Origin of the sequence: Flavobacterium panacagri, from assembly GCF_030378165.1 — a bacterium.
GTDB classification, from domain to species: domain Bacteria; phylum Bacteroidota; class Bacteroidia; order Flavobacteriales; family Flavobacteriaceae; genus Flavobacterium; species Flavobacterium panacagri.
The window spans coordinates 390,183-416,141 of sequence record NZ_CP119766.1 but is presented as its reverse complement, the minus strand read 5'-3'; the positions used below and the strand labels follow the sequence as shown (position 1 = coordinate 416,141).

27 protein-coding genes are annotated in these 25,959 nt (G+C 32.6%); 26 read left to right on the top strand and 1 reads right to left on the bottom strand.

Annotated features, from left to right (window positions below; genetic code table 11):
* Positions 1-2 precede the first annotated feature (2 nt).
* The 15 genes from rpmD to ctlX all read left to right on the top strand — a co-directional run bounded on the left by rpmD (position 3) and on the right by ctlX (position 11,527).
* The gene (gene rpmD / locus P2W65_RS02000) at positions 3-185 is read left to right on the top strand and encodes a 50S ribosomal protein L30 (RefSeq protein ID WP_008464315.1); all 183 of its coding nucleotides are present in this window, start codon (positions 3-5) and stop codon (positions 183-185) included.
* 11 nt (positions 186-196) lie between these two features.
* Positions 197-649 (top strand): 50S ribosomal protein L15, encoded by a 453-nt coding sequence (rplO, locus tag P2W65_RS01995; RefSeq protein WP_179002200.1) that lies wholly within the window; start codon positions 197-199, stop codon positions 647-649.
* Positions 650-662: 13 nt separating this feature from the next.
* Positions 663-2,009, top strand: coding sequence for a preprotein translocase subunit SecY (gene secY, locus P2W65_RS01990; protein ID WP_007803669.1), 1,347 nt, complete (start codon positions 663-665; stop codon positions 2,007-2,009).
* Positions 2,010-2,016: 7 nt separating this feature from the next.
* The gene (gene infA, locus P2W65_RS01985) at positions 2,017-2,232 is read left to right on the top strand and encodes a translation initiation factor IF-1 (protein ID WP_007136545.1); all 216 of its coding nucleotides are present in this window, start codon (positions 2,017-2,019) and stop codon (positions 2,230-2,232) included.
* 12 nt (positions 2,233-2,244) lie between these two features.
* Complete coding sequence (gene ykgO, locus P2W65_RS01980; RefSeq protein ID WP_002987490.1) at positions 2,245-2,361, top strand: type B 50S ribosomal protein L36; 117 nt, start codon at positions 2,245-2,247, stop codon at positions 2,359-2,361.
* Between the two features lie 2 nt (positions 2,362-2,363).
* Positions 2,364-2,738, top strand: a complete 375-nt coding sequence (rpsM, locus tag P2W65_RS01975; protein WP_008464322.1) for a 30S ribosomal protein S13 — start codon at positions 2,364-2,366, stop codon at positions 2,736-2,738.
* A gap of 8 nt (positions 2,739-2,746) precedes the next feature.
* Positions 2,747-3,130: a 30S ribosomal protein S11 gene (rpsK, locus tag P2W65_RS01970; protein WP_026727866.1), complete on the top strand. Its 384-nt coding sequence runs from the start codon at positions 2,747-2,749 to the stop codon at positions 3,128-3,130.
* 91 nt (positions 3,131-3,221) lie between these two features.
* Positions 3,222-3,827: a 30S ribosomal protein S4 gene (gene rpsD, locus P2W65_RS01965; RefSeq protein ID WP_008464326.1), complete on the top strand. Its 606-nt coding sequence runs from the start codon at positions 3,222-3,224 to the stop codon at positions 3,825-3,827.
* A 21-nt stretch (positions 3,828-3,848) separates the two neighbouring features.
* The gene (locus P2W65_RS01960) at positions 3,849-4,841 is read left to right on the top strand and encodes a DNA-directed RNA polymerase subunit alpha (protein ID WP_008464329.1); all 993 of its coding nucleotides are present in this window, start codon (positions 3,849-3,851) and stop codon (positions 4,839-4,841) included.
* A 62-nt stretch (positions 4,842-4,903) separates the two neighbouring features.
* Positions 4,904-5,395 carry a 50S ribosomal protein L17 gene (gene rplQ / locus P2W65_RS01955; protein WP_289663085.1) on the top strand — a complete coding sequence of 164 codons (492 nt, stop codon included), beginning with the start codon at positions 4,904-4,906 and terminating at the stop codon, positions 5,393-5,395.
* A gap of 248 nt (positions 5,396-5,643) precedes the next feature.
* Positions 5,644-6,753: a glutamine-hydrolyzing carbamoyl-phosphate synthase small subunit gene (gene carA / locus P2W65_RS01950; protein WP_289663083.1), complete on the top strand. Its 1,110-nt coding sequence runs from the start codon at positions 5,644-5,646 to the stop codon at positions 6,751-6,753.
* A 111-nt stretch (positions 6,754-6,864) separates the two neighbouring features.
* On the top strand, positions 6,865-8,157 hold the full coding sequence (gene eno, locus P2W65_RS01945) for a phosphopyruvate hydratase (protein WP_179002206.1): 1,293 nt from the start codon (positions 6,865-6,867) through the stop codon (positions 8,155-8,157).
* A 153-nt stretch (positions 8,158-8,310) separates the two neighbouring features.
* Positions 8,311-9,588, top strand: coding sequence for a citrate synthase (locus P2W65_RS01940; RefSeq protein WP_179002208.1), 1,278 nt, complete (start codon positions 8,311-8,313; stop codon positions 9,586-9,588).
* A gap of 62 nt (positions 9,589-9,650) precedes the next feature.
* A complete protein-coding gene (locus P2W65_RS01935) occupies positions 9,651-10,565 on the top strand; it encodes a dimethylarginine dimethylaminohydrolase family protein (RefSeq protein ID WP_179002210.1) in 915 nt (304 codons plus the stop codon).
* A 26-nt stretch (positions 10,566-10,591) separates the two neighbouring features.
* On the top strand, positions 10,592-11,527 hold the full coding sequence (gene ctlX, locus P2W65_RS01930) for a citrulline utilization hydrolase CtlX (protein ID WP_289663082.1): 936 nt from the start codon (positions 10,592-10,594) through the stop codon (positions 11,525-11,527).
* Between the two features lie 77 nt (positions 11,528-11,604).
* On the opposite strand, the gene P2W65_RS01925 is transcribed toward ctlX, so the two are convergent.
* Complete coding sequence (locus P2W65_RS01925) at positions 11,605-12,231, bottom strand: MarC family NAAT transporter (protein ID WP_179002214.1); 627 nt, start codon at positions 12,229-12,231, stop codon at positions 11,605-11,607.
* 157 nt (positions 12,232-12,388) lie between these two features.
* Between P2W65_RS01925 and P2W65_RS01920 the strand changes: the two genes are divergently transcribed.
* From P2W65_RS01920 to P2W65_RS01870, 11 genes are all read left to right on the top strand, one after another.
* Entirely contained in the window at positions 12,389-12,754 is a 366-nt protein-coding gene (locus P2W65_RS01920; RefSeq protein ID WP_179002216.1) for a CoA-binding protein, read from the top strand.
* A 139-nt stretch (positions 12,755-12,893) separates the two neighbouring features.
* Positions 12,894-13,514: a recombination mediator RecR gene (gene recR, locus P2W65_RS01915; RefSeq protein ID WP_179002266.1), complete on the top strand. Its 621-nt coding sequence runs from the start codon at positions 12,894-12,896 to the stop codon at positions 13,512-13,514.
* Positions 13,515-13,585: 71 nt separating this feature from the next.
* A complete protein-coding gene (locus tag P2W65_RS01910) occupies positions 13,586-14,377 on the top strand; it encodes a polysaccharide biosynthesis/export family protein (RefSeq protein WP_289663081.1) in 792 nt (263 codons plus the stop codon).
* A 17-nt stretch (positions 14,378-14,394) separates the two neighbouring features.
* Entirely contained in the window at positions 14,395-16,842 is a 2,448-nt protein-coding gene (locus P2W65_RS01905) for a polysaccharide biosynthesis tyrosine autokinase (RefSeq protein WP_289663080.1), read from the top strand.
* Positions 16,843-16,852: 10 nt separating this feature from the next.
* Positions 16,853-17,836, top strand: a complete 984-nt coding sequence (locus P2W65_RS01900; RefSeq protein WP_289663079.1) for an SDR family oxidoreductase — start codon at positions 16,853-16,855, stop codon at positions 17,834-17,836.
* 26 nt (positions 17,837-17,862) lie between these two features.
* A complete protein-coding gene (locus tag P2W65_RS01895) occupies positions 17,863-19,254 on the top strand; it encodes a UDP-glucose 6-dehydrogenase (protein ID WP_289663078.1) in 1,392 nt (463 codons plus the stop codon).
* Positions 19,255-19,333: 79 nt separating this feature from the next.
* On the top strand, positions 19,334-19,798 hold the full coding sequence (locus P2W65_RS01890) for a UpxY family transcription antiterminator (protein ID WP_289663077.1): 465 nt from the start codon (positions 19,334-19,336) through the stop codon (positions 19,796-19,798).
* Positions 19,799-20,079: 281 nt separating this feature from the next.
* On the top strand, positions 20,080-21,369 hold the full coding sequence (locus P2W65_RS01885; RefSeq protein ID WP_289663076.1) for a nucleotide sugar dehydrogenase: 1,290 nt from the start codon (positions 20,080-20,082) through the stop codon (positions 21,367-21,369).
* 33 nt (positions 21,370-21,402) lie between these two features.
* Positions 21,403-22,410 carry a mannose-1-phosphate guanylyltransferase gene (locus tag P2W65_RS01880; protein WP_289663074.1) on the top strand — a complete coding sequence of 336 codons (1,008 nt, stop codon included), beginning with the start codon at positions 21,403-21,405 and terminating at the stop codon, positions 22,408-22,410.
* A 13-nt stretch (positions 22,411-22,423) separates the two neighbouring features.
* Entirely contained in the window at positions 22,424-23,470 is a 1,047-nt protein-coding gene (rfbB, locus tag P2W65_RS01875) for a dTDP-glucose 4,6-dehydratase (RefSeq protein ID WP_289663073.1), read from the top strand.
* 43 nt (positions 23,471-23,513) lie between these two features.
* A complete protein-coding gene (locus tag P2W65_RS01870) occupies positions 23,514-25,958 on the top strand; it encodes an SLBB domain-containing protein (protein WP_289663072.1) in 2,445 nt (814 codons plus the stop codon).
* The last annotated feature ends 1 nt before the right edge of the window (position 25,959 follow it).

Sequence of the window (25,959 nt, the reverse complement as noted above, 5' to 3'; positions counted from 1 at the left end):
TTATGGCTAAATTATTAGTAAAACAAGTAAGAAGCAAAATCAACTGCCCTCTTTCTCAAAAAAGAGGATTGGAAGCTTTAGGTCTACGTAAAATTGGACAAGTTGTGGAGCATGAGTCAAATCCTGCTATCCTTGGGATGATAAACAAAGTTAAACACTTAGTTTCTGTAGAAGAAGCTAAATAACAAATACTGTTATGAATTTAAGTAACTTACAACCTGCTGAGGGATCTACACACAATCAAAATAAGAGATTAGGTAGAGGAGAAGGTTCTGGAAAAGGTGGTACCGCTGCACGTGGACACAAAGGAGCAAAATCTCGTTCTGGTTATTCTAAAAAGATTGGTTTTGAAGGAGGGCAAATGCCACTTCAAAGACGTGTACCTAAGTTTGGTTTCAAAAACATCAATCGTAAAGAATACGAAGGTGTTAATTTAGATACTCTTCAATTATTAGTTGATAACGGTGCAATTACAGATTCTGTTTCTATGGCAGAGTTCGTGGCAAATCGTCTAGCTACTAAAAATGAAATCGTTAAGATTTTAGGTAGAGGAGAATTGAAAGCAAAATTAAAAGTAACTGCCCACAAATTTACTGCTACTGCAAAAGCTGCTATTGAAGCTGCTGGTGGAGAAGCTGTAACTATATAACTTATCTATTAAGATGAAGAAATTTATTGAATCAATAAGTAATGTTTGGAAAATCGAAGAACTAAAAAATAGAATCTTAATTACTTTAGGATTGCTTTTAGTATATCGTTTTGGAGCACACGTTACGCTTCCTGGAATTGACGCAACGCAATTGACTGGTTTAGCGGGACAAACTAAAAATGGTCTAGGATCTATTCTAGACATGTTCACCGGGGGTGCTTTCTCTAAGGCTTCAGTTTTTGCCTTAGGTATCATGCCTTATATTTCTGCGTCTATTGTTGTTCAGTTGATGGGGATTGCGATTCCATATTTACAAAAACTTCAAAATGATGGGGAAAGTGGTAGAAAAAAGATTAATCAAATCACTCGTTGGTTGACAATCGCTATCACATTGGTTCAAGGTCCAACTTATATCTATAATTTATACAGAACATTGCCTAGTAATGCATTTTTGCTAGGCTTTAATTCTCCTGAATTTTTGTTCTCGTCTGTTATCATTCTTGTTACAGGTACAATTTTTGCTATGTGGCTTGGGGAGAAAATTACAGATAAAGGTATTGGAAATGGTATTTCATTGTTAATTATGGTTGGTATTTTAGCTCGTTTACCGCAAGCTTTTATCCAAGAGTTTACAACTCGTGTTACCAATAACAATGGAGGTCCAATGTTATTAGTTATTGAAATTATTGTGTGGTTATTAGTTATCATTTCTTGTGTATTGCTTACAATGGCAGTACGTAGAATCCCGGTACAGTACGCTCGTCGTACAACAACTGGAGATTACGAGCAAGATTTGGCAGGAGGTAATAGACAATGGATTCCTCTTAAGCTTAATGCTTCTGGAGTTATGCCAATTATTTTTGCTCAGGCAATTATGTTTATTCCTGCGGCTGTAGCCGGATTGTCTAAATCAGATACATCACAATCTATTGTTGGTGCATTTAGTAATATGTTTGGTTTCTGGTATAATTTTGTTTTTGCAACTTTAATTATTGTATTTACATTCTTTTATACTGCAATCACTGTACCTACTAACAAAATGGCTGATGATTTAAAGAGAAGCGGTGGTTTTATTCCAGGAGTTCGTCCAGGAGCTGAAACTTCAGATTTCTTAGATAAAGTGATGTCTTTAATAACTTTCCCAGGATCTTTATTCCTTGCTTTGATTGCTGTGTTCCCAGCTATTGTTGTAAGTATTATGGATGTACAACAATCTTGGGCAATGTTTTTTGGAGGTACCTCATTAATAATTATGGTTGGAGTTGCAATAGATACTATTCAACAAATCAATTCATACTTGTTAAACAAACATTATGATGGTTTAATGAAGACTGGTAAAAATAGAAAAGCGGTAGCTTAATATATTTATGGCAAAACAATCAGCAATAGAACAAGACGGATCAATCATTGAAGCATTATCAAATGCGATGTTCCGTGTGGAGTTAGAAAATGGACATATTGTAATTGCTCATATTTCTGGAAAAATGCGAATGCATTACATCAAGTTATTACCTGGTGATAAAGTGAAACTAGAAATGAGTCCTTACGATTTGTCAAAAGCAAGAATTACTTATCGATATTAAAGGATATTCACTATGAAAGTTAGAGCATCAGTAAAAAAGAGAAGTGCCGAGTGCATTATCGTGCGTAGAAAAGGGAGACTGTACGTAATAAACAAAAAGAATCCTAGATTTAAACAAAGACAAGGATAATTATGGCAAGAATAGCAGGGGTAGATATCCCAAAAAACAAAAGAGGTGTTATCGCACTTACCTACATCTTTGGATTAGGAAAAAGTAGAGCTATTGAGATTTTAGAAAAAGCTCAAGTTAGCCAAGATAAAAAAGTTCAAGATTGGAATGATGACGAGATCGGAGCGATTCGTGAAGCTGTTTCATTTTACAAAATTGAAGGAGAATTACGTTCTGAAATTTCTTTAAACATTAAACGTTTAATGGATATTGGATGTTACAGAGGTATTCGTCATAGATCTGGTCTTCCATTAAGAGGGCAAAGAACTAAAAACAACTCAAGAACAAGAAAAGGTAAAAGAAAAACTGTTGCTAACAAGAAAAAAGCAACTAAATAATAAGTAATATGGCTAAAGCAACTGCAAAAAAACGTAAAGTTATCGTTGAATCAACGGGTGAGGCTCATATTTCTGCCACTTTTAATAACATTATTATTTCTTTGACTAATAAGAAAGGTGAAGTTATCTCTTGGTCTTCAGCTGGTAAAATGGGTTTCAGAGGTTCTAAAAAGAATACTCCTTATGCAGCTCAAATGGCAGCAGAAGATTGCGCTAAAGTAGCACTTGAGGCAGGACTTAAAAAAGTGAAGGTTTATGTAAAAGGACCAGGTAACGGACGTGAGTCTGCTATCCGTTCTATTCATAACGGTGGAATTGAAGTTACTGAGATTATCGATGTTACTCCAATGCCGCACAACGGATGTCGTCCTCCAAAAAGACGTAGAGTTTAATTTTTTATTTTTATAGTATAAACAAGGTAGAACATAGATTATCGAAGGATTAGACCTGAATTCATAATTTCTACCTTAAATTTTTTTTAAAATGGCAAGATATACTGGTCCTAAAACCAAAATCGCTCGTAAATTTGGCGAGGCAATCTTCGGAGATGATAAATCTTTCGAAAAAAGAAATTACCCACCTGGACAACACGGGATGGCTAAAAAAAGAGGAAAAAAATCTGAGTACGCTGTTCAGTTAATGGAAAAGCAAAAAGCTAAATATTCTTACGGAATTTTAGAAAAACAATTCAGAAATTTATTCGAAAAAGCATCAGCTACAAAAGGAGTAACTGGTGAAGTTCTATTACAATTATGCGAAGCAAGATTAGATAATGTTGTTTTTAGAATGGGAATTGCTCCATCTAGAAGAGGTGCGCGTCAAATCGTTTCTCACAGACACATTACTGTAAATGGAGAGGTTGTTAATATTCCTTCTTACCACCTTAAGCCTGGTGATAAAGTTGCAGTTCGTGAAAAATCTAAATCTCTAGAAGCTATCGAACGTTCTTTATCAAATTCAAGTCATGTTTATGAATGGATTACTTGGAACAATGATCTTAAAGAAGGAACTTTCGTTTCTGTACCTGCGAGACTTCAAATTCCAGAAAACATTAAAGAACAATTAATCGTAGAGTTGTACAACAAATAATAATTGACTTAGTCGAAATTTATGGCAATATTTAATTTTCAAAAGCCCGATAAAGTTATCATGATCGATTCAACCGATTTTGAAGGTAAATTTGAGTTTAGACCTTTAGAACCTGGTTACGGATTGACAGTTGGTAATGCACTTAGAAGAGTTTTGCTTTCAGCATTAGAAGGTTATGCAATTACATCTGTTCGTATCGAAGGTGTAGATCATGAGTTTTCTACTATTTCAGGTGTTGTTGAAGATGTTACCGAAATTATCCTTAATCTAAAACAAGTACGTTTCAAACGTCAAATTGAAGATATCGATAATGAATCAGTTACTATTTCTGTTTCTGGTAAAGATCAATTAACAGCAGGTGATTTTCAAAAATTTATTTCAGGTTTCCAAGTTCTGAATCCAGACCTAGTTATCTGTAATTTAGATTCTAAAATCAAATTGAATTTCGATTTAACTATCGAAAAAGGTAGAGGATACGTGCCTGCTGAAGAGAACAAAAAACAGAATGCTGCAATTGGAACGATTTTTACAGATTCTATTTTTACTCCGGTAAAAAATGTAAAATATGCAATCGAAAATTTCCGTGTAGAGCAAAAAACAGATTACGAAAAATTGGTTTTTGAAATCAAAACTGATGGATCTATCAATCCAAAAGATGCTCTTACTGAAGCTGCTAAAGTTTTAATTCACCATTTCATGTTATTCTCTGATGAAAGAATTACACTTGAGGCTGACGAAATTGCACAAACAGAATCGTATGATGAAGAGTCATTGCATATGAGACAATTGCTTAAAACTAAGCTTGTTGATATGGATTTATCTGTGAGAGCATTAAATTGCTTGAAAGCGGCTGAAGTTGATACACTTGGTGATTTAGTATCGTTCAATAAAAATGACCTAATGAAATTCCGTAATTTCGGTAAAAAATCTTTAACTGAACTTGATGAACTTGTTGCAGTGAAGAATTTAACTTTCGGGATGGATTTAGCTAAATACAAATTAGATAAAGAATAATTTACTTCATATTTTGCTCTCCATAGTGGATTGTAGCAAGATGAAGATAAAAAAAACACGTCATGAGACACGGAAAAAAAATCAACCACTTAAGCAGACAGACTGGACATAGAAAAGCTATGTTGGCTAATATGGCTTGTTCTCTTATCGAGCACAAACGTATTAATACTACTGTTGCTAAAGCTAAAGCGCTTAAACAATTCGTTGAGCCTTTAATCACAAAATCAAAAGAAGATACGACTCACAATCGTCGTATTGTTTTTGCTTACTTACGTAGTAAATATGCAGTAACTGATTTGTTCAGAGATGTAGCTGCTAAAGTTGGAGACCGTCCAGGAGGATACACTCGTATCATTAAAGTTGGAAATCGTTTGGGAGATAACGCTGATATGGCGATGATCGAACTTGTTGACTTCAATGAACTTTACAACGGAGGTAAAAAAGAAGTTAAAAAAGCGAAAAGCCGTCGTGGTGGTAAAGCTAAAAAAGCTGAAACTGCTGCTCCTGAAGCCCCTGCTGCTGAATCAGAAACGACTACTGAAGCTTCTGAATAATTATGAGAGTAATCATTCTATAATATTAAAGGATAAACTAATTTTTAGTTTATCCTTTTTTTTTGATTTTTTTAAACCTTTAAAAATCTAACTTATTTAAAATGATAGGTTTTATTTTTGCGATGGAAAGTTTTAAAAAATCTTGGAAGGGCTTCTTTAAAGAAGTAAATTTGCAAAATATCTAATTACATTTAAGACCGTTTAATTTGGTTTTAAGAACTTGATAAAAAAACAATACAAATTAAATAATGAAATACACAACACGAAAAAGCGCCATTTTATTACTTAGTGATGGAACAATTTTTCACGGAAAATCTATCGGTATCAGCGGTAAAACTTTTGGGGAAGTTTGTTTTAATACCGGAATGACAGGATATCAGGAAATTTTTACTGATCCTTCTTATTTTGGTCAAATTATGGTCGCTACCAATACACATATCGGAAATTATGGTGTGAATGAGGAAGAGGTAGAGTCTGATAGTATTAAAATTGCTGGTTTGGTTTGTAAAAACTTCAGTTTTAATTATTCTAGAACAAATGCTTCTGAAAGCTTGGAGGATTATTTTACTAAGCAAAATCTAATATGCATTTCTGATGTAGATACGCGTGCGCTTGTGAGTTACATTCGTGATAATGGTGCAATGAATGCTGTTATTTGTACAGATGGTACTTCAATTGAAGATTTAAAAAAGGAATTAGCTAATGTTCCAAATATGGAAGGATTAGAATTAGCATCAAAAGTATCTACTACTGAACCCTATTTCTTTGGTGATGAAAATGCTGCTTATAAAATCTCAGCTTTAGATCTTGGAATTAAAAAGAATATTTTAAGAAATCTTGCCAAAAGAGATTGTTATATAAAAGTATATCCTTTTAATTCTACTTACAAAGATATGTCTGAATTTAACCCAGATGGTTATTTCTTGTCAAATGGGCCTGGAGATCCAGATCCTTTGTTTGGAGCTATTCAAGTTGCAAAAGATATATTAGCAGACAATAAACCTCTTTTTGGAATTTGTTTGGGACACCAGGTTATTGGCTTAGCTAATGGCGTTGAAACTTACAAAATGTTTAACGGACATAGAGGAATTAATCATCCAGTAAAAAATATCATAACAGGCAAAGGTGAAATCACTTCTCAGAACCACGGATTTGCGGTTAAAAAAGAGCAGTTAGATAATCATCCAGAATTAGAAATAACACATGTTCATTTGAATGATGGTACTGTGGCAGGAATGAGAATGAAAAATAAGAATTGTTTTTCAGTTCAATATCACCCGGAAGCAAGTCCTGGACCACACGATTCATCTTATTTATTTGATCAATTTGTGGAGAACATCAAAACTGCGAAAGCCTAAAACGATGTAGTTAATAAATAAAGGTGTTTAATATCTAGAATGCGTTTATAGTATTAAATATTTTTATAATTTCGAAAAAAAAATATAATTTATTAATAAAAAACAAAAATAATGAGTATTATAATTAAAGTTCACGCAAGACAAATTCTTGATTCTAGAGGTAATCCTACGATTGAAGTAGATGTAGTAACTGAAAATGGAGTTTTAGGTAGAGCTGCTGTTCCATCTGGAGCATCAACTGGAGAGCACGAAGCTGTTGAATTACGTGATGGAGGTAAAGCTTATCTAGGTAAAGGTGTTTTGAATGCAGTGAATAATGTAAATACTGTTATTGCTGAAGAATTAGTTGGAACTTCTGTTTTCGAACAAAACACAATTGACCAATTAATGATTGATTTAGATGGAACTCCAAACAAATCTAAATTAGGAGCTAATGCTATTTTAGGAGTTTCTTTAGCTGCTGCAAAAGCTGCTGCTAACGAACTTGGGTTGCCATTATACAGATACGTAGGTGGTGTTTCTGCTAATACATTACCAGTTCCAATGATGAACATTATCAATGGTGGTTCTCACTCTGATGCACCTATCGCATTTCAAGAGTTTATGATTTTCCCAGTAAAAGCGACTTCTTTTACGCATTCTATGCAAATGGGAACTGAGATTTTCCACAGTTTGAAAAAAGTTTTACACGATAGAGGTTTAAGTACTGCTGTTGGTGACGAAGGAGGTTTTGCTCCAAACTTAGCTGGTGGTACTGAAGATGCTTTAGATACAATCAAATTAGCAGTTGAAAAAGCTGGTTATACTTTTGGTGACGAAATTATGATCGCTCTTGACTGTGCTGCTTCTGAGTTTTATGTAGACGGTAAATATGACTATACTAAATTTGAAGGTGAAACTGGAAAAATTAGAACTTCTGAAGAGCAAGCGGAATACTTAGCTGAGCTTGCTGCTAAATATCCAATTATTTCTATCGAAGACGGTATGTATGAAGATGACTGGGATGGATGGAAAGCTTTAACTGAAAAAATTGGAGATAAAGTACAATTAGTAGGTGATGATTTGTTTGTTACTAATGTTGCTCGTTTGTCAACTGGTATCGAAAAAGGAATTGCTAATTCAATTTTAGTAAAAGTAAACCAAATTGGTACTTTAACAGAAACAATTGCTGCTGTAAACATGGCTAAAAATGCTGGTTACACATCTGTAATGTCTCACCGTTCTGGAGAAACTGAAGATAATACAATTGCAGATTTAGCTGTAGCGTTAAACTGCGGTCAAATTAAAACTGGTTCAGCTTCTCGTTCAGATCGTATGGCGAAATACAACCAATTATTAAGAATTGAAGAAGAATTAGGAAGTACAGCTTATTTTCCTGGTTTAAATGCTTTTAAGATTAAATAATCATAAGAGTTATATTAAGATAAACCATTCGTTTTCTAACGAATGGTTTTTTTTTGGAGTTTTAACAAATTCATAGCAGTATTCTTTTTTTAATTAGTCTTAAATTCATTAGATTTGGTAAATTATTATTTAAAGAATTATTTCCAATATATTATGTCAAAAATAGCTACATTAGAAATAGATGGTAAAAAGATTGAACTTCCAGTAATCACAGGAAGCGAAAACGAATCAGCTATCGATATCAACAAATTACGTGATTTAACAGGTGTTATTACAATTGATCCAGGTTACAAAAACTCAGGATCTTGTACAAGTGAAATCACTTTCCTAGATGGAGAAGAAGGAATTTTACGTTACAGAGGATATTCAATCGAAGACTTAGCAGAAAAAGCTAGTTTCTTAGAGGTTTCATATCTTTTGATTTTTGGAGAATTACCTACTGCTGCACAATTAGAAGATTTTGAAAATAATATCAGAAAACATTCTTTGGTAAACGAAGAGATGAAAAATATTATTGACGGTTTTCCAAAAACTGCTCACCCAATGGGAGTGTTGTCTGCTTTAACAAGTGCTTTAACAGCATTTAATCCAAAAGCAGTAAATGTTGATAATGAAAAAGAAATGTACGAAGCTATTTGTAAAACAATGGCTAAGTTTCTTGTGATTGCTACTTGGACTTATAGAAAGTCTATGGGATATCCTTTAAACTATTATGACAATACAAAAGGATATGTAGAAAGCTTTATGCAATTAATGTTTAAACTGCCTACAGGGCCTTATGCTGCAAACCCAGTTATTGTTAATGCTCTAGATAAATTATTCATTCTTCATGCTGATCACGAACAAAACTGTTCTACTTCTACAGTAAGAATGGTAGGTTCTTCTCATGCTGGTTTATTTGCTTCAGTTTCTGCAGGAGTTTCTGCTTTATGGGGGCCTCTTCACGGAGGTGCAAATCAAGCGGTACTTGAAATGTTAGAAGAAATTAATAAAGATGGTGGAGATACTGATAAATTCTTAGCGAAAGCGAAAGATAAGAATGATCCTTTCCGTTTAATGGGATTCGGACATAGAGTTTACAAAAATTTTGACCCAAGAGCTAAAATCATTAAAAAAGCAGCAACAGAAGTGTTAGAAACTTTAGGTGTTGAAGATCCAATTTTGGATATTGCTAGAAAATTAGAAAAAGCGGCTCTTGAAGATGAATATTTCAAATCAAGAAACTTATATCCAAACGTTGATTTCTACTCAGGAATTATCTACAGAGCTTTAGGAATTCCAACAGATATGTTTACTGTAATGTTTGCTATTGGAAGATTACCAGGCTGGATCGCACAATGGAAAGAAATGCGTGAAAACAAGGAGCCAATTGGAAGACCAAGACAGATCTATACAGGACATCCTTTAAGAGAGTTCAAGTCTAATAAATAAAAAACGAAAGCTTCACTTAACTGTGAAGCTTTTTTTATATTTGCTCAAAATATTATAATGTTATGTTGCAATTAAATGTTAAGAACGAAACATCTAGACTTCGTGCTGTTGTTTTGGGTTCTGCTGTTCATAATGGGCCAACTCCAACAATTGAGGAAGCTTATGATCCTAAATCATTGGAACATATTAAAGCAGGAACTTATCCTGTAGAAAAAGATATGGTTGCTGAAATGGATGCTTTTAATGCTGTTTTCCAAAAATATGATGTAACTGTTTATCGCCCTGAAATGATTGAAAACTACAATCAGATTTTCGCTAGAGATATAGGGTTTGTGATTGATGATGTTTTTGTAAAATCAAATATTCTTCCAGATCGTGAGCGTGAATTAGATGCAATTCAATATGTAATTGATCAAATCGATCCTTTAAAAGTAGTTCGTCCACCTGAGGAAGTTCATATTGAAGGCGGGGATGTTATGCTTTGGAATGATCATATTTTTATTGGGACTTATAAAGGAAGCGATTATAAAGATTACATTACAGCGAGAACCAATATGCATGGCGTTAATTATATAAAAGAATTATTTCCGAACAAAATTGTCAAAGAATTTGATTTAGTTAAATCGAAATTAGAAGCTAGAGATAATGCTTTGCATTTAGATTGCTGTTTCCAGCCTGTTGGAAAAGATAAAGGAATTATCTATAAAAGAGGTTTTAGAGAAGAAGCAGATTATTTGTATTTGGTAAATCTTTTTGGAAAAGAAAATTTATTTCACATCGAAAGAAATGAAATGTATAATATGTTTTCAAACGTATTTTCAATTGACGAAAATGTTGTGGTTTCAGAGAAGAACTTTACGAGATTGAATAACTGGCTTCGTGCAAATGGTTTTACGGTTGAAGAAATTCCATATGCCGAAATTGCAAAACAAGAAGGTTTGTTAAGATGTTCAACATTGCCTTTAATTAGAGACTAAATAATTGAAATGAAAAAACATAAAAAATGAGACAAACAACAAACGCAATAGTAATGATTCGGCCGGTAGCTTTCAGAATGAACGAGCAGACTGCTGTAAATAATTATTACCAAAAGGTATTAGACGGTTTATTGCCAAGTACGGTAAATGCAAAAGCACAGCAAGAGTTTGATACTTTTGTTGAAAAATTAAGAGCGGTTGGAGTTGATGTAACTGTTGTTGATGATAATTTAGAAACTGATACACCAGACAGTATTTTTCCAAACAATTGGGTTTCGTTTCATGAAAATGGAGATGTAGCTTTATATCCAATGTTTGCAGAGAATCGTCGTCAGGAACGTCGTGAAGATATTTTGGATACTTTGGAAGAAAAGGGATTTGAAATTACCAATATAATGGATTATACATCTGCAGAAGAAGATGGTATTTTCTTAGAAGGAACAGGAAGTTTGTTGTTGGATAGAGCAAACGGTAAAGCGTATTGTGCTTTATCGCCAAGAGCTGATGAAGAATTATTTATAGAATTCTGTGAAGATTTTGATTACGCTCCCGTAATTTTCGAAGCATTTCAAACAGTTGAAGGAGAGCGTAAGCTGATTTATCATACTAACGTTATGATGTGTTTGGGTGAAACTTTTGCTGTCATTTGTGCAGATTCTATTGATGACAAGAAAGAGCGCAAAATGGTTTTGGATAATTTGAAGCAAGACGGAAAAGAAGTTATTTTAATAACAGAAGCTCAAGTGAATAATTTTGCTGGAAATATGCTTGAAGTTCGCGGGACAAATGATAAAAGATATATTGTAATGAGTGCATCAGCTCATCAAAGCTTGACTCCAAAGCAAATTGCTCAGTTAGAAAATCATGCTGAAATTTTGAGTTCAAGTCTTGATACTATTGAAGCTTGCGGTGGGGGAAGTGCAAGATGTATGATGGCTGAAGTTTTTTTGCCAAGAAGTTAAAATAAAATGTATAGTAAAAAAGAAAGGGATAAAATCTTATTGATTTTATCCCTTTCTTTTTTAGAGTATGATTTGGTTTAAAAATTTCCTTTAATAATATTTACAAGTGCGCTTACAATATATTGAATACCAATAGAGATAACAATAAAACCGACAATTCTAGAAATAGCAACTATTCCAGAAGCTCCTAATATTCTGGCTAAGTAATGTGCGCTTTTTAAAATTGCAAAAATAGCAACTGCTATCGCAAGAATCGCTAATGAAGAAATTATGATTTCATTTAGTTCGTGATGTTCTTGATAAAAAGCAATTAAAAGCGACATTGAGCCTGGGCCGGCAAGCATGGGGATTGCTAAAGGTGTTAGCGCAATATCATTTCTTTGCTGTGCTTCATTTTCAATTTTTTTATTGATACCTCGTTTTTTATTGAATTTTCCAGAAAGCAATGAGAAACCAGAATTTACAATCACGATTCCACCTGCTATTCTTAATGCATCTATACTAATTCCGAAAAAGGTTAATACATATTGTCCAATAAAGTAAGAAACCAATAGTATTATAAAAACGTTTATGGCTGTCCAAAGGGAAATTCTGGATCTTTCTTTTTGAGAATCATGTTGTGTTAGTCCAACAAAAATAGGTACTGTCCCAATTGGATTTAATACCGAAAATAAAGCTGCAAATAAGTAAATGAATAATTCCATATAGTTTTTGGGGGTTGATAAAGTAAAAGTAGTTATTTTTTGATGTCTTTGAGTGAAATTATGTTAGGATAATGTTTTTTAATGTTAGGGATTATGAATCAAAGGCATAAAGATTAAATCGTTCTTTTTGATTACTTTTGCAGTCTAAATGAAAACAATGAAAAGTAAAAAAACATTAGTAATAGGTGCATCAACAAATCCAGAACGTTATTCTTATAAAGCGGTAAATATGTTAGTTGGAAAAGGACATCCTGTTTTAGCTATAGGACAAAAGACAGGTGAAGTTGCTGGGGTGAAAATTCAGACCAAGGCCATTCCAGTTAAAAATATAGACACGATTACATTATACTTGAATCCTGTTCGTCAAAGAGATTATTATAATTATATAATAGAAGCAAAACCGAAGAGAGTTGTATTTAATCCTGGAACCGAAAATCCTGAACTGTATCAACTATTGGAATTAAATGATATAAAGAGCGAGGTTGCTTGTACACTTGTTTTGTTGGCTACCAATCAATATTAAAAGGGTTTTTAGCTAGTGTAAGTATTATAAACAGGAATGATTTGGATTGAATTAATTAATCTTGCGTACTGCTGTATTTATTGAAGTTGAATTTAATTTCAGATGCTAGCTAAACCATTAAAAGTATTACTTTTGTGTCATGGAATTTTCATCAAAACTAATTGAAAAAGCGGTCAACGAGATGTCGCAGTTACCAGGTATTGGAAAGCGTACGGCACTTCGTTTGGTTCTTCATTTATTGAAACAGCCGAAAGAACAGACTTCTTTTTTATCTCAGGCATTGTTGAATATGCGTGAAGATATTAAGTTTTGTGAAAGCTGTCATAATATTTCGGATACCAAAATCTGTGAGATATGTGCCAATGCTCTCAGAAATCATGAGACTATATGCGTAGTCGAAGATATTCGTGATGTAATGGCAATCGAAAATACGGGACAATTTAAAGGTATTTATCATGTTCTTGGTGGGAAAATTTCGCCAATTGAAGGAGTTGGGCCAAATCAGTTGAATATTTCGAGTTTAGTAGAAAAAGCTAAATCAGGTAAAGTAACTGAAATTATTTTTGCTTTAAGCTCGACTATGGAAGGCGATACCACCAATTTTTACATTTATAAACAAATTGCTGATTTACAGATTGTAGTTTCAACAATTGCAAGAGGAATATCTGTTGGAGATGAATTGGAATACGCAGATGAAATAACATTGGGTAGGAGTATTCTGCATCGAGTTCCCTTTGAAAAAACTTTTAAAAATAATTAACTAAACCCCAAATAATAGTTAGTTTTTCTAGACATCAGAGGAAAAGCTATATTTGCGCTAAAATTAAACTAATGACACAAAAAAGCTTTTATCTATTCTTGTTGATTTCGGTGTTTTTTACTTCGTGTATTCCGATTAAAGATTTAGTTTATCTGCAAGATAAAAGTACTTCTAGCGAACAGAATTCTATTGCAGCTGTAGAATCTAAACCTTATCGATTACAGGTTAATGATATTATAAGTGTTAACATAAAGGCAATCGATTCAAAATTGGTTTCTATTTTTAATACGACTATTGATGGAGCCCAAACTGCAAAATCTGAATCTGGACTATATTTCGATGGGTTTACAATTGACGATCATGGAAACATTAGGATGCCGATTCTGGGAGAAATTAATGTTATTGGTTATACACTTGAAGAAGTTAGAGTAAAAATTGAAAAAAAATTATTAGAAGAATACTTTAAAAGTGAGGCTAATATTTTTGTCACTGTAAAACTAGCCGGTTTTAGATATACAATTAATGGAGAGGTAGGAAGTACAGGAACAAAAATTTTATTCAAAGATAATGTTACAATTTTAGAAGCTATTGCAAACTCTGGAGATATTACAACTGTAGGCAATAGAAAAGCAGTGACAGTTATTCGCCAGACTCCAACTGGAGTTCAGATGAATGATATTGATCTCACAGATATAAACGTCATGAAGTCGCCTTATTATTATTTACAGCCCAATGATTATATTTATGTGAAACCTTTAAGACAGAAAACTTGGGGAACTGGGCAGACAGGGATACAGTCTATAGGAACTATTATTACATTATTATCATTGGCAACAACGGTTTACCTCATTATAAAAAATTAAAAAAAAAGATTTAGAAAATGTTAGATATTAAAGATTTTTCCATTTTTGAGAATCATTCTAATTTTGATTTTAGAGGGTTTCTGCTTAAAATAGCGAGTTACTGGAAGTGGTTTCTAATTAGCTTAATTATTGCATTTACAATTGCTTATCAAGTAAACATTCGTAAAGAGAAAATTTACGGAATGCAGACGATGATTTCTATTAAGGAACAAAGCAATCCATTTTTTACATCAAATACAAGTTTAGTTTTTAATTGGGGAGGAGTATCAGATCAAGTGAATGGAATTTCGACTATTCTAAAATCAAGATCTCACAACGAATTAGTTGTTAATAAACTCCAGTTTTATATCGATTACTTAGAGCAAGGCAAATACAATTTGGTCGACTCGTATGGCGCTGTGCCATTTTATGTTGATATTGATAAAACAAAAGGACAATTAGTTAATACATTAATAAAAATTAAGTTCTTAAGTGAGAATGTGTATCAAATTGAAATTCCTTTTGAAAGTAATTCGGTTAATTTACTAACTTATACTAACAATGCCTATACAACTACTTCTGTAAAAATAGGTGACTTTATTCATAGGTATAAGGTTGGAGAACATGTTAATATTCCTTTTTTAAACTGGAAACTTCAAATAAATGATAATCCGGGGTTTTACAAGGGCAAGGAATATTTTGTGAAATTTAATGATTTTGATGGGACTGTTTCTCGATATAGAGGGATAAGTGTAGATGGAGATAAAGGCAGTGGTTCGATATTAAATTTGTCTATGCAGGGAACAAATAAAGCCCGAATGGTTGATTATTTAAATGCTACTGTAAATATGCTCATCAAAATACAATTGGATGGTAAAAATCAGTTTGCAACAAATACTATTCGATTTATTGATAGCACTCTTGTGGCAATGGAATCTCAATTAAAAGAGACAGGGAATGAATTAAAGTCTTTTCAAAAAGATAAAAATATTTATGAGATAGAAGGCGGTGGTTCTAAAGTTTCAGAAAAAATAATGGATTTTGATGTTGAAAAAGATCAAGTCACTCGAAAAATTGCTTATTACAATTCATTAAAATCATATTTAAACAGCAGTGGTGATTATTCAAGACTTCCGGCACCATCAGTAGCAGGAATTGAAGATCCTAATGTTGTGGCAAATGTTGCAAAGCTAATTGCACTTTCGACTCAGAGGTCAGAAATGGCTTATGCGGTAAAAAGTGAAAAAATATTTAGAGATTTTGACAATCAAATGGAGGCTGTGAAAAATGTTCTTCAAGAGAATATTGTAACCGCAAAGTCTGCTCTGTTATATGATTTGTCGCTTGTAAATGCAAAAATTGGTCAGGCAGAAAGCACAGTCCGCAAACTTCCTGCGGAACAACAGGAATTGCTGAAAATTAAAAGGAAATACGATTTAAATGATAATATATACACCTCATTTCTTCAGAAAAGGAACGAGGCAGAGATCGTAAAAGCTTCTAATTTGTCAGACATACATTTTATCGATTCTGCCAAAGATATTGGTGGAGGTTTGATTGGTCCAAAAACATCTGTTAATTATGTAATGGCGCTGTTTTTAGGTGTTTTAATTCCGTTGTTATTTGTCTTTGGAATATTCTTTATTAATAATTCAATTCAGAATACAGATGATATTAGCAAATTAACACAAATACCGTTGCTTGGAGTAATTGGAATTAATAAAGATTCTCTCAATTTGGCAGTGTTTGATAAGCCCAAATCTGCTCTTTCAGAGGCATTTAGAGGAATACGTTCGTCTCTTCAGTTTTTGTATAAAAAACAGCAGGTCAGTGGTTCAAAAACATTAATGATTACTTCTTCGATTAGTGGTGAAGGAAAAACATTCTGTTCTATAAACATAGCAACTGTTTTTGCTTTAAGCGAAAAAAAGACAGTAATTGTGGGATTAGATTTAAGAAAACCGAGATTGGCTGACGAATTTCAATTGACAACACAGTTAGGGGTTGTTAATTATTTAATAAAACAGAATAGTTTGGAGGAGATAACAAATTCAACGACTATTCCAAATTTGGATGTAATTCTTTCTGGGCCGATTCCTCCAAATCCATCAGAACTTATTTTGAGTGATGCTATGGGAGAATTGATAGATGAATTGAAGTTGAAGTATGATTATATTGTTTTGGACACGCCTCCAGTTGGTTTGGTTTCAGATTCATTAGAGTTAGTTCAGTTTTCGGATGTTGTATTGTATATCGTTAGGCAGAATTATACCAAAAAAGAAATGATAACGTTATTAAATACCCGATTAAAACGAGGGGAGTTAAAGAATGTGAGTATTGTTCTTAACGGATACGAAAACAAAGCAAAATATGGCGGGACGTACGGTTATGGCTATGGTTATGGAACTTATTCAAATGGTTATCATGAAGAAGAGGTGAAATATGGTTTTTGGAAAACATTTTTAAATAGATTTAGAAAAAGCTAATCTTAGACAAATGGGAAACGCAACAGAAAAAACAATTTTAATTACTGGAGGAGCTGGATTTATAGGTTCAAATTTGACAGAATATTTTTTAAGATCAGGATATAAAGTAGTTTGTCTAGATAATTTTTCGACTGGACATCGTCATAATTTGAAAGATTTTTTGAATAATCCTGATTTTAAATTGATTGAAGGAGATATCAGGAATCTAAATGATTGTGTTTTGGCAGTTAATGGGGTGGATTATGTTTTACATCAAGCCGCTTTAGGTTCTGTTCCTAGGTCAATAAAAGATCCAATCGCTACAAATGACGTAAATGTTTCGGGTTTTTTAAATATGCTTACAGCAGCTCGTGATGCAAAGGTAAAACGTTTTGTTTATGCGGCAAGTTCATCAACTTATGGAGATTCACAAGGTCTGCCAAAAGTCGAAGATGTTATAGGAAAACCATTGTCACCTTATGCCATTACTAAATATGTAAATGAATTATATGCTGAAATTTTTAGTAAAACATATGGATTAGAAACAATCGGACTTCGTTATTTTAATGTTTTTGGAAGAAAACAAGATCCAAATGGAGCTTATGCCGCAGTGATACCAAAATTCGTAAAACAATTCATGAATCATGAAAGCCCAGTAATTAATGGAGATGGAAATTATTCGCGTGATTTTACTTATATAGATAATGTAATTCAGATGAATGAGTTAGCAATGACTTCTCAAAATCCTCAAGCTGTTAATTCGGTTTATAATACTGCGTTTGGAGATCGAAATACATTGAATGATTTAGTAAAGTATTTAAAGGAATATTTGTCTGAGTTAGATCCAGAAATAAAAAATGTGCCTATTGTATATGGCGAAAATAGAGCAGGTGATATTCCGCACTCATTAGCAAGTATTGAAAAAGCAAAAAAAATATTAGGCTACGATCCAAAATATTCTTTACAAGATGGATTGAAAGAAGCTGTTGGGTGGTATTGGAATAATTTAAAATAAATAACGATCAAGATAATAATAGATCAATGAAAATTACAAAAATTTGCTGCATAGGTGCAGGATATGTTGGAGGGCCAACAATGGCAGTTATTGCTCAAAAATGTCCAGATATTCAAGTTACAGTTGTCGATTTAAATGAGCAGAGAATTGCAGGGTGGAACGATCCAAATGTTGAGAATATTCCAATCTATGAGCCAGGACTTTCTGGAATTGTAGCAGAAGCAAGAGGTAGGAATCTGTTTTTTTCTACCGATGTTGATAAAGCAATAGATGAAGCGCAGATGATTTTTATTTCGGTAAATACGCCAACCAAAACTTATGGAAAAGGAAAAGGAATGGCAGCCGATTTAAAATATATAGAATTATGTGCAAGACAAATTGCAAGAGTAGCAAAGCAGAATAAAATTGTGGTAGAAAAGTCTACTTTACCAGTTCGAACTGCAGAAGCCATTAAAAGTATATTAGATAATACAGGAAATGGAGTACAGTTTCAGATTTTGTCAAATCCAGAATTTCTAGCCGAAGGAACCGCGGTTACAGATTTGCTAAATCCAGATAGAATTTTAATTGGTGGTGACACAACTTCAGAAGGCGAAGAAGCAATTAATGCTTTGGTAGAGGTTTATGCAAATTGGGTCTATAAAGATAAAATTTTAACAACTAATGTTTGGTCTTCAGAACTGTCCAAACTTACTGCAAATGCATTTTTGGCGCAGCGTATTTCATCAATAAATGCAATGTCTGAATTATGCGAAAAAACGGGTGCGGATGTAAATGAGGTAGCAAGAGCAATTGGTATGGACAGCAGAATTGGTTCAAAATTCCTGAAAGCTTCTGTTGGATTTGGAGGATCATGTTTTCAGAAGGATATTTTGAATTTGGTATATATTGCAAAGTCGTACGGATTAAATGAAGTTGCGGATTATTGGGAACAGGTTATTATTATGAACGATCATCAAAAGAGACGATTTTCAAATAAAATCGTTCAAACTTTGTACAATACTGTAGCTGATAAGAAAATTGCTTTTTTAGGATGGGCTTTCAAAAAAGATACAAATGATACAAGAGAATCGGCAGCGATTTATGTAGCTGATGATTTGATTAATGAGCAAGCCAAAATTTCAGTTTATGACCCAAAAGTTTCAAGAGTTAAAATGATTGCCGATTTGAACTATCTCGAAACAAGAAACGATGAGGAAAATAATAAATCTTTAAATGTGTTCGAAAGTGCTTATGAAGCATGTAAAGGAGCTCATGCGGTAGCAGTTTTGACAGAATGGGATGAGTTTACAACTTATGATTGGCAGAAAATTTATGACTCAATGCACAAACCGGCTTTTGTTTTTGATGGAAGAAATATTTTAAATGCCAAACAATTAGAAAAAATTGGATTTGTCTACAACGGTATAGGTTCTTAAACCAATTATGCGTTGAAGTGAAATGTTTTGAAAATGAACTTGAAGTAGTAGTAAGTTTTACTTCGTTATAAATAGAAAAATGAACTGGTATGTAGTTTATACAAAACCCAAATGGGAAAAAAAAGTTGCAGATAAACTCAAACAAGTGGGGATTGAGTGTTATTGTCCTTTGATAACCCAGATTAAACAGTGGTCAGATCGAAAAAAAAAGATAGAAGTGCCACTTTTTAATTCGTATGTTTTTGTTCAATTAGCAGATTCGGAAAGAAATTCGGTTTTTCAAGTTGCAGGAGTTGTCAGGTATTTATTTTGGTTGGGAAAACCAGCTATTGTAAAAGATGAAGAAATAGAAATTATAAAAACGAGTCTTAAAGCACCCAATATAAGTGATGTATCTGTTTCGGCCATTCAAGTTGGAGATAAAATTAAATTAGAGTCGGGAGCATTTAGTAATCAAAGTGCGATTGTACAAGAAGTCTCTAATAATTATTATATATTAGTTTTAGAAACTTTAGGCTGTATTTTAAAAATAAAATATAAATAACCGCGTTATCCAATAAAAGTTAACAGAAGAGAAGATCTTTTTTAGATTTTTTTCTTCTGTTTTTTTTATAAAGTATTTATGTACATCCTGATTAGTAAGGTATTGTGATTGAGTGCTTTTTTATTAACAATTTGTTTTTAAGGATTACGGGAAACCGTATTGAATAACTAGAGTTATTATACTATATTTGCCGAAAATGATTAATTTAGGTAGCTGAGACCAGATAATGGGACTCGGAACGGCGAAGCCGTGAGTTTTAATGACCTAAATAAATTTGAAAAATGGAATTAAAAAGTAAAGTAAAAATTGCAGTTATAGGCTTAGGCTATGTTGGTTTACCTTTAGCGCGATTATTTGCAACAAAATATTCAGTTGTTGGCTTTGATATCAACGAATCAAGAGTAAATTCTTTAAAATCTGGAACAGATACAACTTTAGAAGTTGAAGACGATGTTTTGCAAAAAGTTTTAGTAAAAAATCCTAATCAAGAGAAAGGTTTATACTGTACTACATCTTTACAAGATATTGAAGAATGTAATTATTATATTGTTACTGTTCCAACTCCTGTTGACAGAAACAACAGACCAGATTTAACTCCTTTATATAAGTCAAGTGAGACAGTAGGAAAGGTTTTAAAAAAAGGAGATATTGTCGTTTATGAATCAACGGTATATCCAGGTGTGACAGAAGAACAATGTGTACCGGTTCTAGAACGAGTTTCAGGTTTAAAATTTAATGAAGATTTCTTTGCAGGATATTCTCCAGAAAGAATAAATCCAGGCGACAAAGAACATACTGTTGAAAAAATATTAAAAGTTACCTCTGGCTCTACTCCAGAAATTGGAGTAAAAGTAGATGAGCTATACAAATCAGTCATTACTGCAGGAACGCATTTAGCACCAACCATTAAAGTTGCTGAAGCGGCGAAAGTTATTGAGAATTCTCAGCGTGATATCAATATTGCTTTTGTAAATGAATTGGCTAAAATATTCAATTTGATGAATATTGATACGCAAGAAGTCTTAGCAGCAGCTTCAACAAAATGGAATTTTTTACCATTTAAACCAGGTCTTGTTGGCGGACATTGTATTGGTGTGGATCCTTATTATTTAGCACAACGAGCACAAGAGTTTGGATATCATCCTGAAATTATTTTAGCAGGAAGACGTTTAAATGACAGCATGGGAGAATATGTGGCTTCGCAGATCGTGAAGCTAATGATAAAAAAAGGAATTTCTGTAAATGGTGCTGAGTTGTTAATGTTAGGGATTACTTTTAAAGAAAACTGCCCTGATGTTAGAAATACAAAGATTGTTGATGTCGTAAAAGCATTGAAAGAATATGGAATTTTAGTTACCATATTTGATCCACTTGCAAATGCACATGATGTAATAAAAGAATATAATTTAATAACATTAGACTCTATTCCAAATAATAAATTTGATGCGATAGTTTTAGGAGTTTCCCATGCGGAATTTTTAGAGTTAGATTTTGCTGCTTTGCAAAAATCAAATAGTTTATTATATGATGTAAAAGGGGTTTTGGGAACTGTAGCTGATAATCGACTGTAGCACCTTAAGACTCTTTTTAAATTTAAAAACAATATGGAAAAGAATAGTTCAATTATACATGTTATTTTAACAGGTGGGGTAGGCAGCAGATTATGGCCTCTTTCTCGTAAAAGCCAGCCAAAACAATATTTAGAAATATTTGAAGGGAAATCTTTATTCGAAATGACAGTAGAAAGAAATAGTCATTTAGCTGATAAAGTAATGGTAGTAGGAAATGTTGATAATCATCATTTGAGTGGAAAAGTTATGGATAAGACTAAAACCTCTTACTTGAATATTGTAGAAGCGACTCCCAGAAATACCGCAGCAGCAATTGCCTTTGCAGCGTTTGCATCTAATCCAGATGATATTTTAATAGTAACTCCTTCAGATCATATTATTGACAAGGAAGAAGATTACAATAAAGCAATTCAAGAGGCAATTTCAAAAGCAAAAGAAGGTTATATAGTTACTTTTGGGATCATACCTACTAAGCCTGAAACAGGTTACGGTTATATTGAATCAAAAGGAGACAAAGTACTTTCTTTTCGAGAAAAACCTAATGAAACTACAGCAAAAGAATTTATAGCAAGAGGTAATTTTTTATGGAATAGTGGTATGTTTTGTTTTAAAGCTGGTGTGCTTTTAGAAGAATTAAGACAATTTCAACCTGATGTTTATGAAAAATCAAGATCCGTTTGGGAATCTTCTCAAAAAGGATTTTTAGATTTAAATTCATCTTTAGAAATTCCTTCAATTAGTATTGATTATGCTGTTATGGAAAGAAGTAAGAAAATTAAAGTAGTCCCAGCTTCTTTTTCATGGTCAGATTTAGGTTCTTTCGAATCAGTATATGAATATCTTGTTTCAAAAGGACACCCAACAGATACAAACGGAAATATGGTCATAGGGTGTGAAAATCATACCACCTTTTTAGGATTGAAAAATACCATATTTGTTCATACTAATGATGCAAATCTGATATTGCAAAAAGAAAGTTCACAAGATGTGAAAGATATATATAACGAATTAGAAAGACAAAACTCTGATTTATTAAATTAAAGAAATTTAAAAAATGAAAAAAATTCTTATAACTGGTGGTGCTGGTTTTATTGGTTCACATGTAGTAAGACGTTTTGTAAGTAAATATCCAGAATATCAAATCTTTAATTTAGATGCTTTGACTTACGCAGGCAATTTGGAGAATATAAAAGATATTGAGGATAAATCTAATTATACTTTTGTAAAAGGTAATATTGTGGATGAAAGTTTCATTAACGAACTTTTTAGGCTTCATAATTTTGATGGAGTTCTACATCTAGCTGCAGAATCACACGTTGATCGTTCAATTGAAGATCCTTTAGCATTTGTAAAAACAAATGTTATTGGTACAATGAATTTGTTAAACGCTGCAAAAAATCATTGGAAAGGAAGTTTTGAAGGAAAAAGATTTTATCATATTAGTACAGATGAAGTTTATGGTTCTTTAGGAGCAGAAGGATTATTTACTGAAACGACACCTTATGCTCCAAATTCTCCTTATTCAGCTTCAAAGGCAAGTTCTGATCACTTTGTTAGAGCATATGGAGAAACTTATGGATTACCATATGTTTTGACAAACTGTTCAAATAATTATGGTTCTTATCATTTTCCTGAAAAATTGATTCCACTTTTTATAAATAATATCATAAATAATAAGCCACTTCCAGTTTATGGAGATGGTAATTATACTCGTGACTGGCTATTTGTAGAAGATCATGCCATTGCAATAGATCTTGTTTTTCATGAAGGAAAAAATCACGAAACGTATAATATCGGAGGATTTAATGAGTGGAAAAATATAGATTTAGTAAAATTACTATGTCAAATTATGGATCAAAAATTAGGAAGAGTAACTGGGACTTCTCAAAATTTGATTACTTATGTAAAAGATAGACCTGGTCATGATTTGCGCTATGCAATTGATGCTTCTAAAATTAACAAGGAACTAGGTTGGAAACCTTCAGTGACTTTTGAAGAAGGCTTAGAAAAAACAATCAATTGGTATCTTAATAACGGAGAGTGGCTGAAAAATGTAACTTCAGGCTCTTATAAAGATTATTATAAAAAACAATATTCATAAAAGTATTTATTTATACTTTCCTTAAGATTAAATTTAAATTAACATGAAAAAAAAAATATACGTTCTTACGCTATTTTTAACTTTATTAATTTCTTTTAACTCAACTGCGCAAGACATTCTTAAGTCCAAGGATTTAAGTACGATAAATGTAGATTATTTGTCTGATGATGATTTAGCTAAAATCAGTGCGCAATTAAAAAGTAACAACACAACTATTGATCAGGTTGAACCTATGGCTATTTCAAAGGGAATGAATCAAAATGAATTTAATAAGCTAAAGGTAAAATTAGCTGATTATGAAAAGAAGAATTCTAAAGAAAGTAAAGAAAAAGACATAAAGGAAACTAAAGTAAAGAAGACGGATGCTGAGTCAGAATTTGGGAGAAAGCAGGAAAAGATTAAAAATGAAAAGATTAAAGACTCTGTAAATGCTTTAATTTTTGGCTCTGAATTATTTGATAACCCAGCGTTAAACTTTGAGCCAGATTTGAAAATAGCGACTCCAATGAATTATATTTTGGGACCTGGAGATGAGTTACAAGTGAGTGTATATGGAGTTCAAGAATATAATGCAAGTATACCTGTTAGTGTTGAAGGGAAAGTTACAATAGATTATGTAGGCCAAATAGCTGTATCAGGAATGTCAATAGAGGCTGCATCTCAAAAAATAAAAGCAGCTATTGCAAGAGTTTATAGCACAGTTCGTTCTGGACAGTCTCAGGTTAGCGTAAGTTTGAGCCAGATAAGAACAATTAAAATTACAATAGTTGGAGGTAAACAGCCTGGTAATTATTCCATCTCTTCTTTGGCTACAGTCTATAATGCTTTACATTTAGCAGGTGGTCCAGGAAAAAATGGAAGTTACAGAAATATTGAGTTAATAAGAAATAATAAAGTTTATAGAAATATTGATATTTATCGTTTTTTAGTAAAAGGAGATCAATCTGATAATGTTAGTTTAAAAGAAAATGACGTGATTCGAATTCCGGCTTATACTCAAAGAGTTACTGTTGAAGGTGAAGTAAAACGCCCAGGTGTTTTTGAAATGAAAAAGGGAGAAAAATTCTCTGATTTGTTAAATTTTGCTTCTGGATTTAATGAATTTGCCTATACAGCTTCTGTAAATGTTATACAAAAAACAGGAAAAGAATTCAAAGTTCATGATATAAACGAAAGTGAATATAATTCTTATCAGCCACAATCAGGAGATGTCTTTAGGGTTACCAAAATTTTAAACCGTTTTGAAAATCGTATTAAAATTGAGGGAGCAGTTTTTAGACCAGATTATTATTCTTTCACAGAAGGAATGAGAATTTCTGATCTTATTACTAGAGCAGAAGGTTTAAAAGAGGATGCCTATAGTAAAAGAGCAAGAATCATTAGGTTGAAAACTGATTTGACTACTGAAATTGTTAATGTAGACTTAGGTGCAGCCTTGTCTGGTGATTTAAATGCTGATATAGAATTAAAAAGAGAGGATATAGTAACAGTTTATTCAATTCTAGATTTTAGAGAAGAATATAAAGTAACTATTGATGGAGAAGTAAAAAATCCTGGAGAATATGATTATTTTGAAAATCTTACATTAAATGATTTAGTTGTTCAGGTAGGAGGTTTAACAGGTTCAGCATCAAAAAGAGTAGAAATCGCAAGAATGATTAAATCTGATGCTATAGATGATGCAGATCCAAAAAGAATTGAATTGATTGAACTAGAAATTACTGTGGATAACAATGAGCAAATTAAAAACTTTTTACTAAAACCTTTTGATGTAATAAATATTCGACGAATGGCAGTTTATGAAAAACCACAAATGGTAACTGTAAGTGGTGCTGTGGGATATCCAGGAAAATATGTCCTAGCAAACAAAAAAGAGACGGTTTACAATGTAGTAATGAGAGCAGGTGGCTTAACTTCCATTGCTAATTTGGATGGGATGAAGATTAAAAGACCTATTAAAGAGGAACAAATTGAAACATTAGAAAGAATTGATTTAAATATTTCAAAAAATGATACTTTAAAAGGAAAGTTAGCTAAAAAATTGAAGGAGGATTTAAAATTTGCGACAATTCCAGTAAATTGGGAAAAAATTGTTAAAGATAAAAATCACTTTTCAAATGTTACATTATTTCCTGGAGATGAAATCGAGGTAGCAGTTTATAATGAAGGAGTTAAGGTTACAGGAAATGTTTTATTAACATCTGAAATACCATATCGAAATGGTAAAGGCTTTAAATATTACATAAATGCAGTCGGTGGTGTTGATAATAAGGGATGGAAGAGAAAGGCTTATATAATTTATCCAAATGGGAAAGCTGATGTAACAACTTCATTTTTGTTTTTTAAATCTTATCCTAAAGTAGAGCCTGATTCACAAATTGTTGTGCCTGAAAAGCCAGAGAAAAAGAAAATGACAGCAGGAGAATGGGTTGGTATTGGGAGTGTTATATCTAGTTTAGCTTTATTAATTGTAACCGCATTTAAATAAT

Coding starts and splice junctions, on each gene's coding strand:
- rpmD (WP_008464315.1), top strand. CDS start 3: ATGGCTAAATTATTAGTAAAACAAGTAAGAAGCAAAATCAACTGCCCT.
- rplO (WP_179002200.1), top strand. CDS start 197: ATGAATTTAAGTAACTTACAACCTGCTGAGGGATCTACACACAATCAA.
- secY (WP_007803669.1), top strand. CDS start 663: ATGAAGAAATTTATTGAATCAATAAGTAATGTTTGGAAAATCGAAGAA.
- infA (WP_007136545.1), top strand. CDS start 2,017: ATGGCAAAACAATCAGCAATAGAACAAGACGGATCAATCATTGAAGCA.
- ykgO (WP_002987490.1), top strand. CDS start 2,245: ATGAAAGTTAGAGCATCAGTAAAAAAGAGAAGTGCCGAGTGCATTATC.
- rpsM (WP_008464322.1), top strand. CDS start 2,364: ATGGCAAGAATAGCAGGGGTAGATATCCCAAAAAACAAAAGAGGTGTT.
- rpsK (WP_026727866.1), top strand. CDS start 2,747: ATGGCTAAAGCAACTGCAAAAAAACGTAAAGTTATCGTTGAATCAACG.
- rpsD (WP_008464326.1), top strand. CDS start 3,222: ATGGCAAGATATACTGGTCCTAAAACCAAAATCGCTCGTAAATTTGGC.
- P2W65_RS01960 (WP_008464329.1), top strand. CDS start 3,849: ATGGCAATATTTAATTTTCAAAAGCCCGATAAAGTTATCATGATCGAT.
- rplQ (WP_289663085.1), top strand. CDS start 4,904: ATGAGACACGGAAAAAAAATCAACCACTTAAGCAGACAGACTGGACAT.
- carA (WP_289663083.1), top strand. CDS start 5,644: ATGAAATACACAACACGAAAAAGCGCCATTTTATTACTTAGTGATGGA.
- eno (WP_179002206.1), top strand. CDS start 6,865: ATGAGTATTATAATTAAAGTTCACGCAAGACAAATTCTTGATTCTAGA.
- P2W65_RS01940 (WP_179002208.1), top strand. CDS start 8,311: ATGTCAAAAATAGCTACATTAGAAATAGATGGTAAAAAGATTGAACTT.
- P2W65_RS01935 (WP_179002210.1), top strand. CDS start 9,651: ATGTTGCAATTAAATGTTAAGAACGAAACATCTAGACTTCGTGCTGTT.
- ctlX (WP_289663082.1), top strand. CDS start 10,592: ATGAGACAAACAACAAACGCAATAGTAATGATTCGGCCGGTAGCTTTC.
- P2W65_RS01925 (WP_179002214.1), bottom strand. CDS start 12,231: ATGGAATTATTCATTTACTTATTTGCAGCTTTATTTTCGGTATTAAAT.
- P2W65_RS01920 (WP_179002216.1), top strand. CDS start 12,389: ATGAAAAGTAAAAAAACATTAGTAATAGGTGCATCAACAAATCCAGAA.
- recR (WP_179002266.1), top strand. CDS start 12,894: ATGGAATTTTCATCAAAACTAATTGAAAAAGCGGTCAACGAGATGTCG.
- P2W65_RS01910 (WP_289663081.1), top strand. CDS start 13,586: ATGACACAAAAAAGCTTTTATCTATTCTTGTTGATTTCGGTGTTTTTT.
- P2W65_RS01905 (WP_289663080.1), top strand. CDS start 14,395: ATGTTAGATATTAAAGATTTTTCCATTTTTGAGAATCATTCTAATTTT.
- P2W65_RS01900 (WP_289663079.1), top strand. CDS start 16,853: ATGGGAAACGCAACAGAAAAAACAATTTTAATTACTGGAGGAGCTGGA.
- P2W65_RS01895 (WP_289663078.1), top strand. CDS start 17,863: ATGAAAATTACAAAAATTTGCTGCATAGGTGCAGGATATGTTGGAGGG.
- P2W65_RS01890 (WP_289663077.1), top strand. CDS start 19,334: ATGAACTGGTATGTAGTTTATACAAAACCCAAATGGGAAAAAAAAGTT.
- P2W65_RS01885 (WP_289663076.1), top strand. CDS start 20,080: ATGGAATTAAAAAGTAAAGTAAAAATTGCAGTTATAGGCTTAGGCTAT.
- P2W65_RS01880 (WP_289663074.1), top strand. CDS start 21,403: ATGGAAAAGAATAGTTCAATTATACATGTTATTTTAACAGGTGGGGTA.
- rfbB (WP_289663073.1), top strand. CDS start 22,424: ATGAAAAAAATTCTTATAACTGGTGGTGCTGGTTTTATTGGTTCACAT.
- P2W65_RS01870 (WP_289663072.1), top strand. CDS start 23,514: ATGAAAAAAAAAATATACGTTCTTACGCTATTTTTAACTTTATTAATT.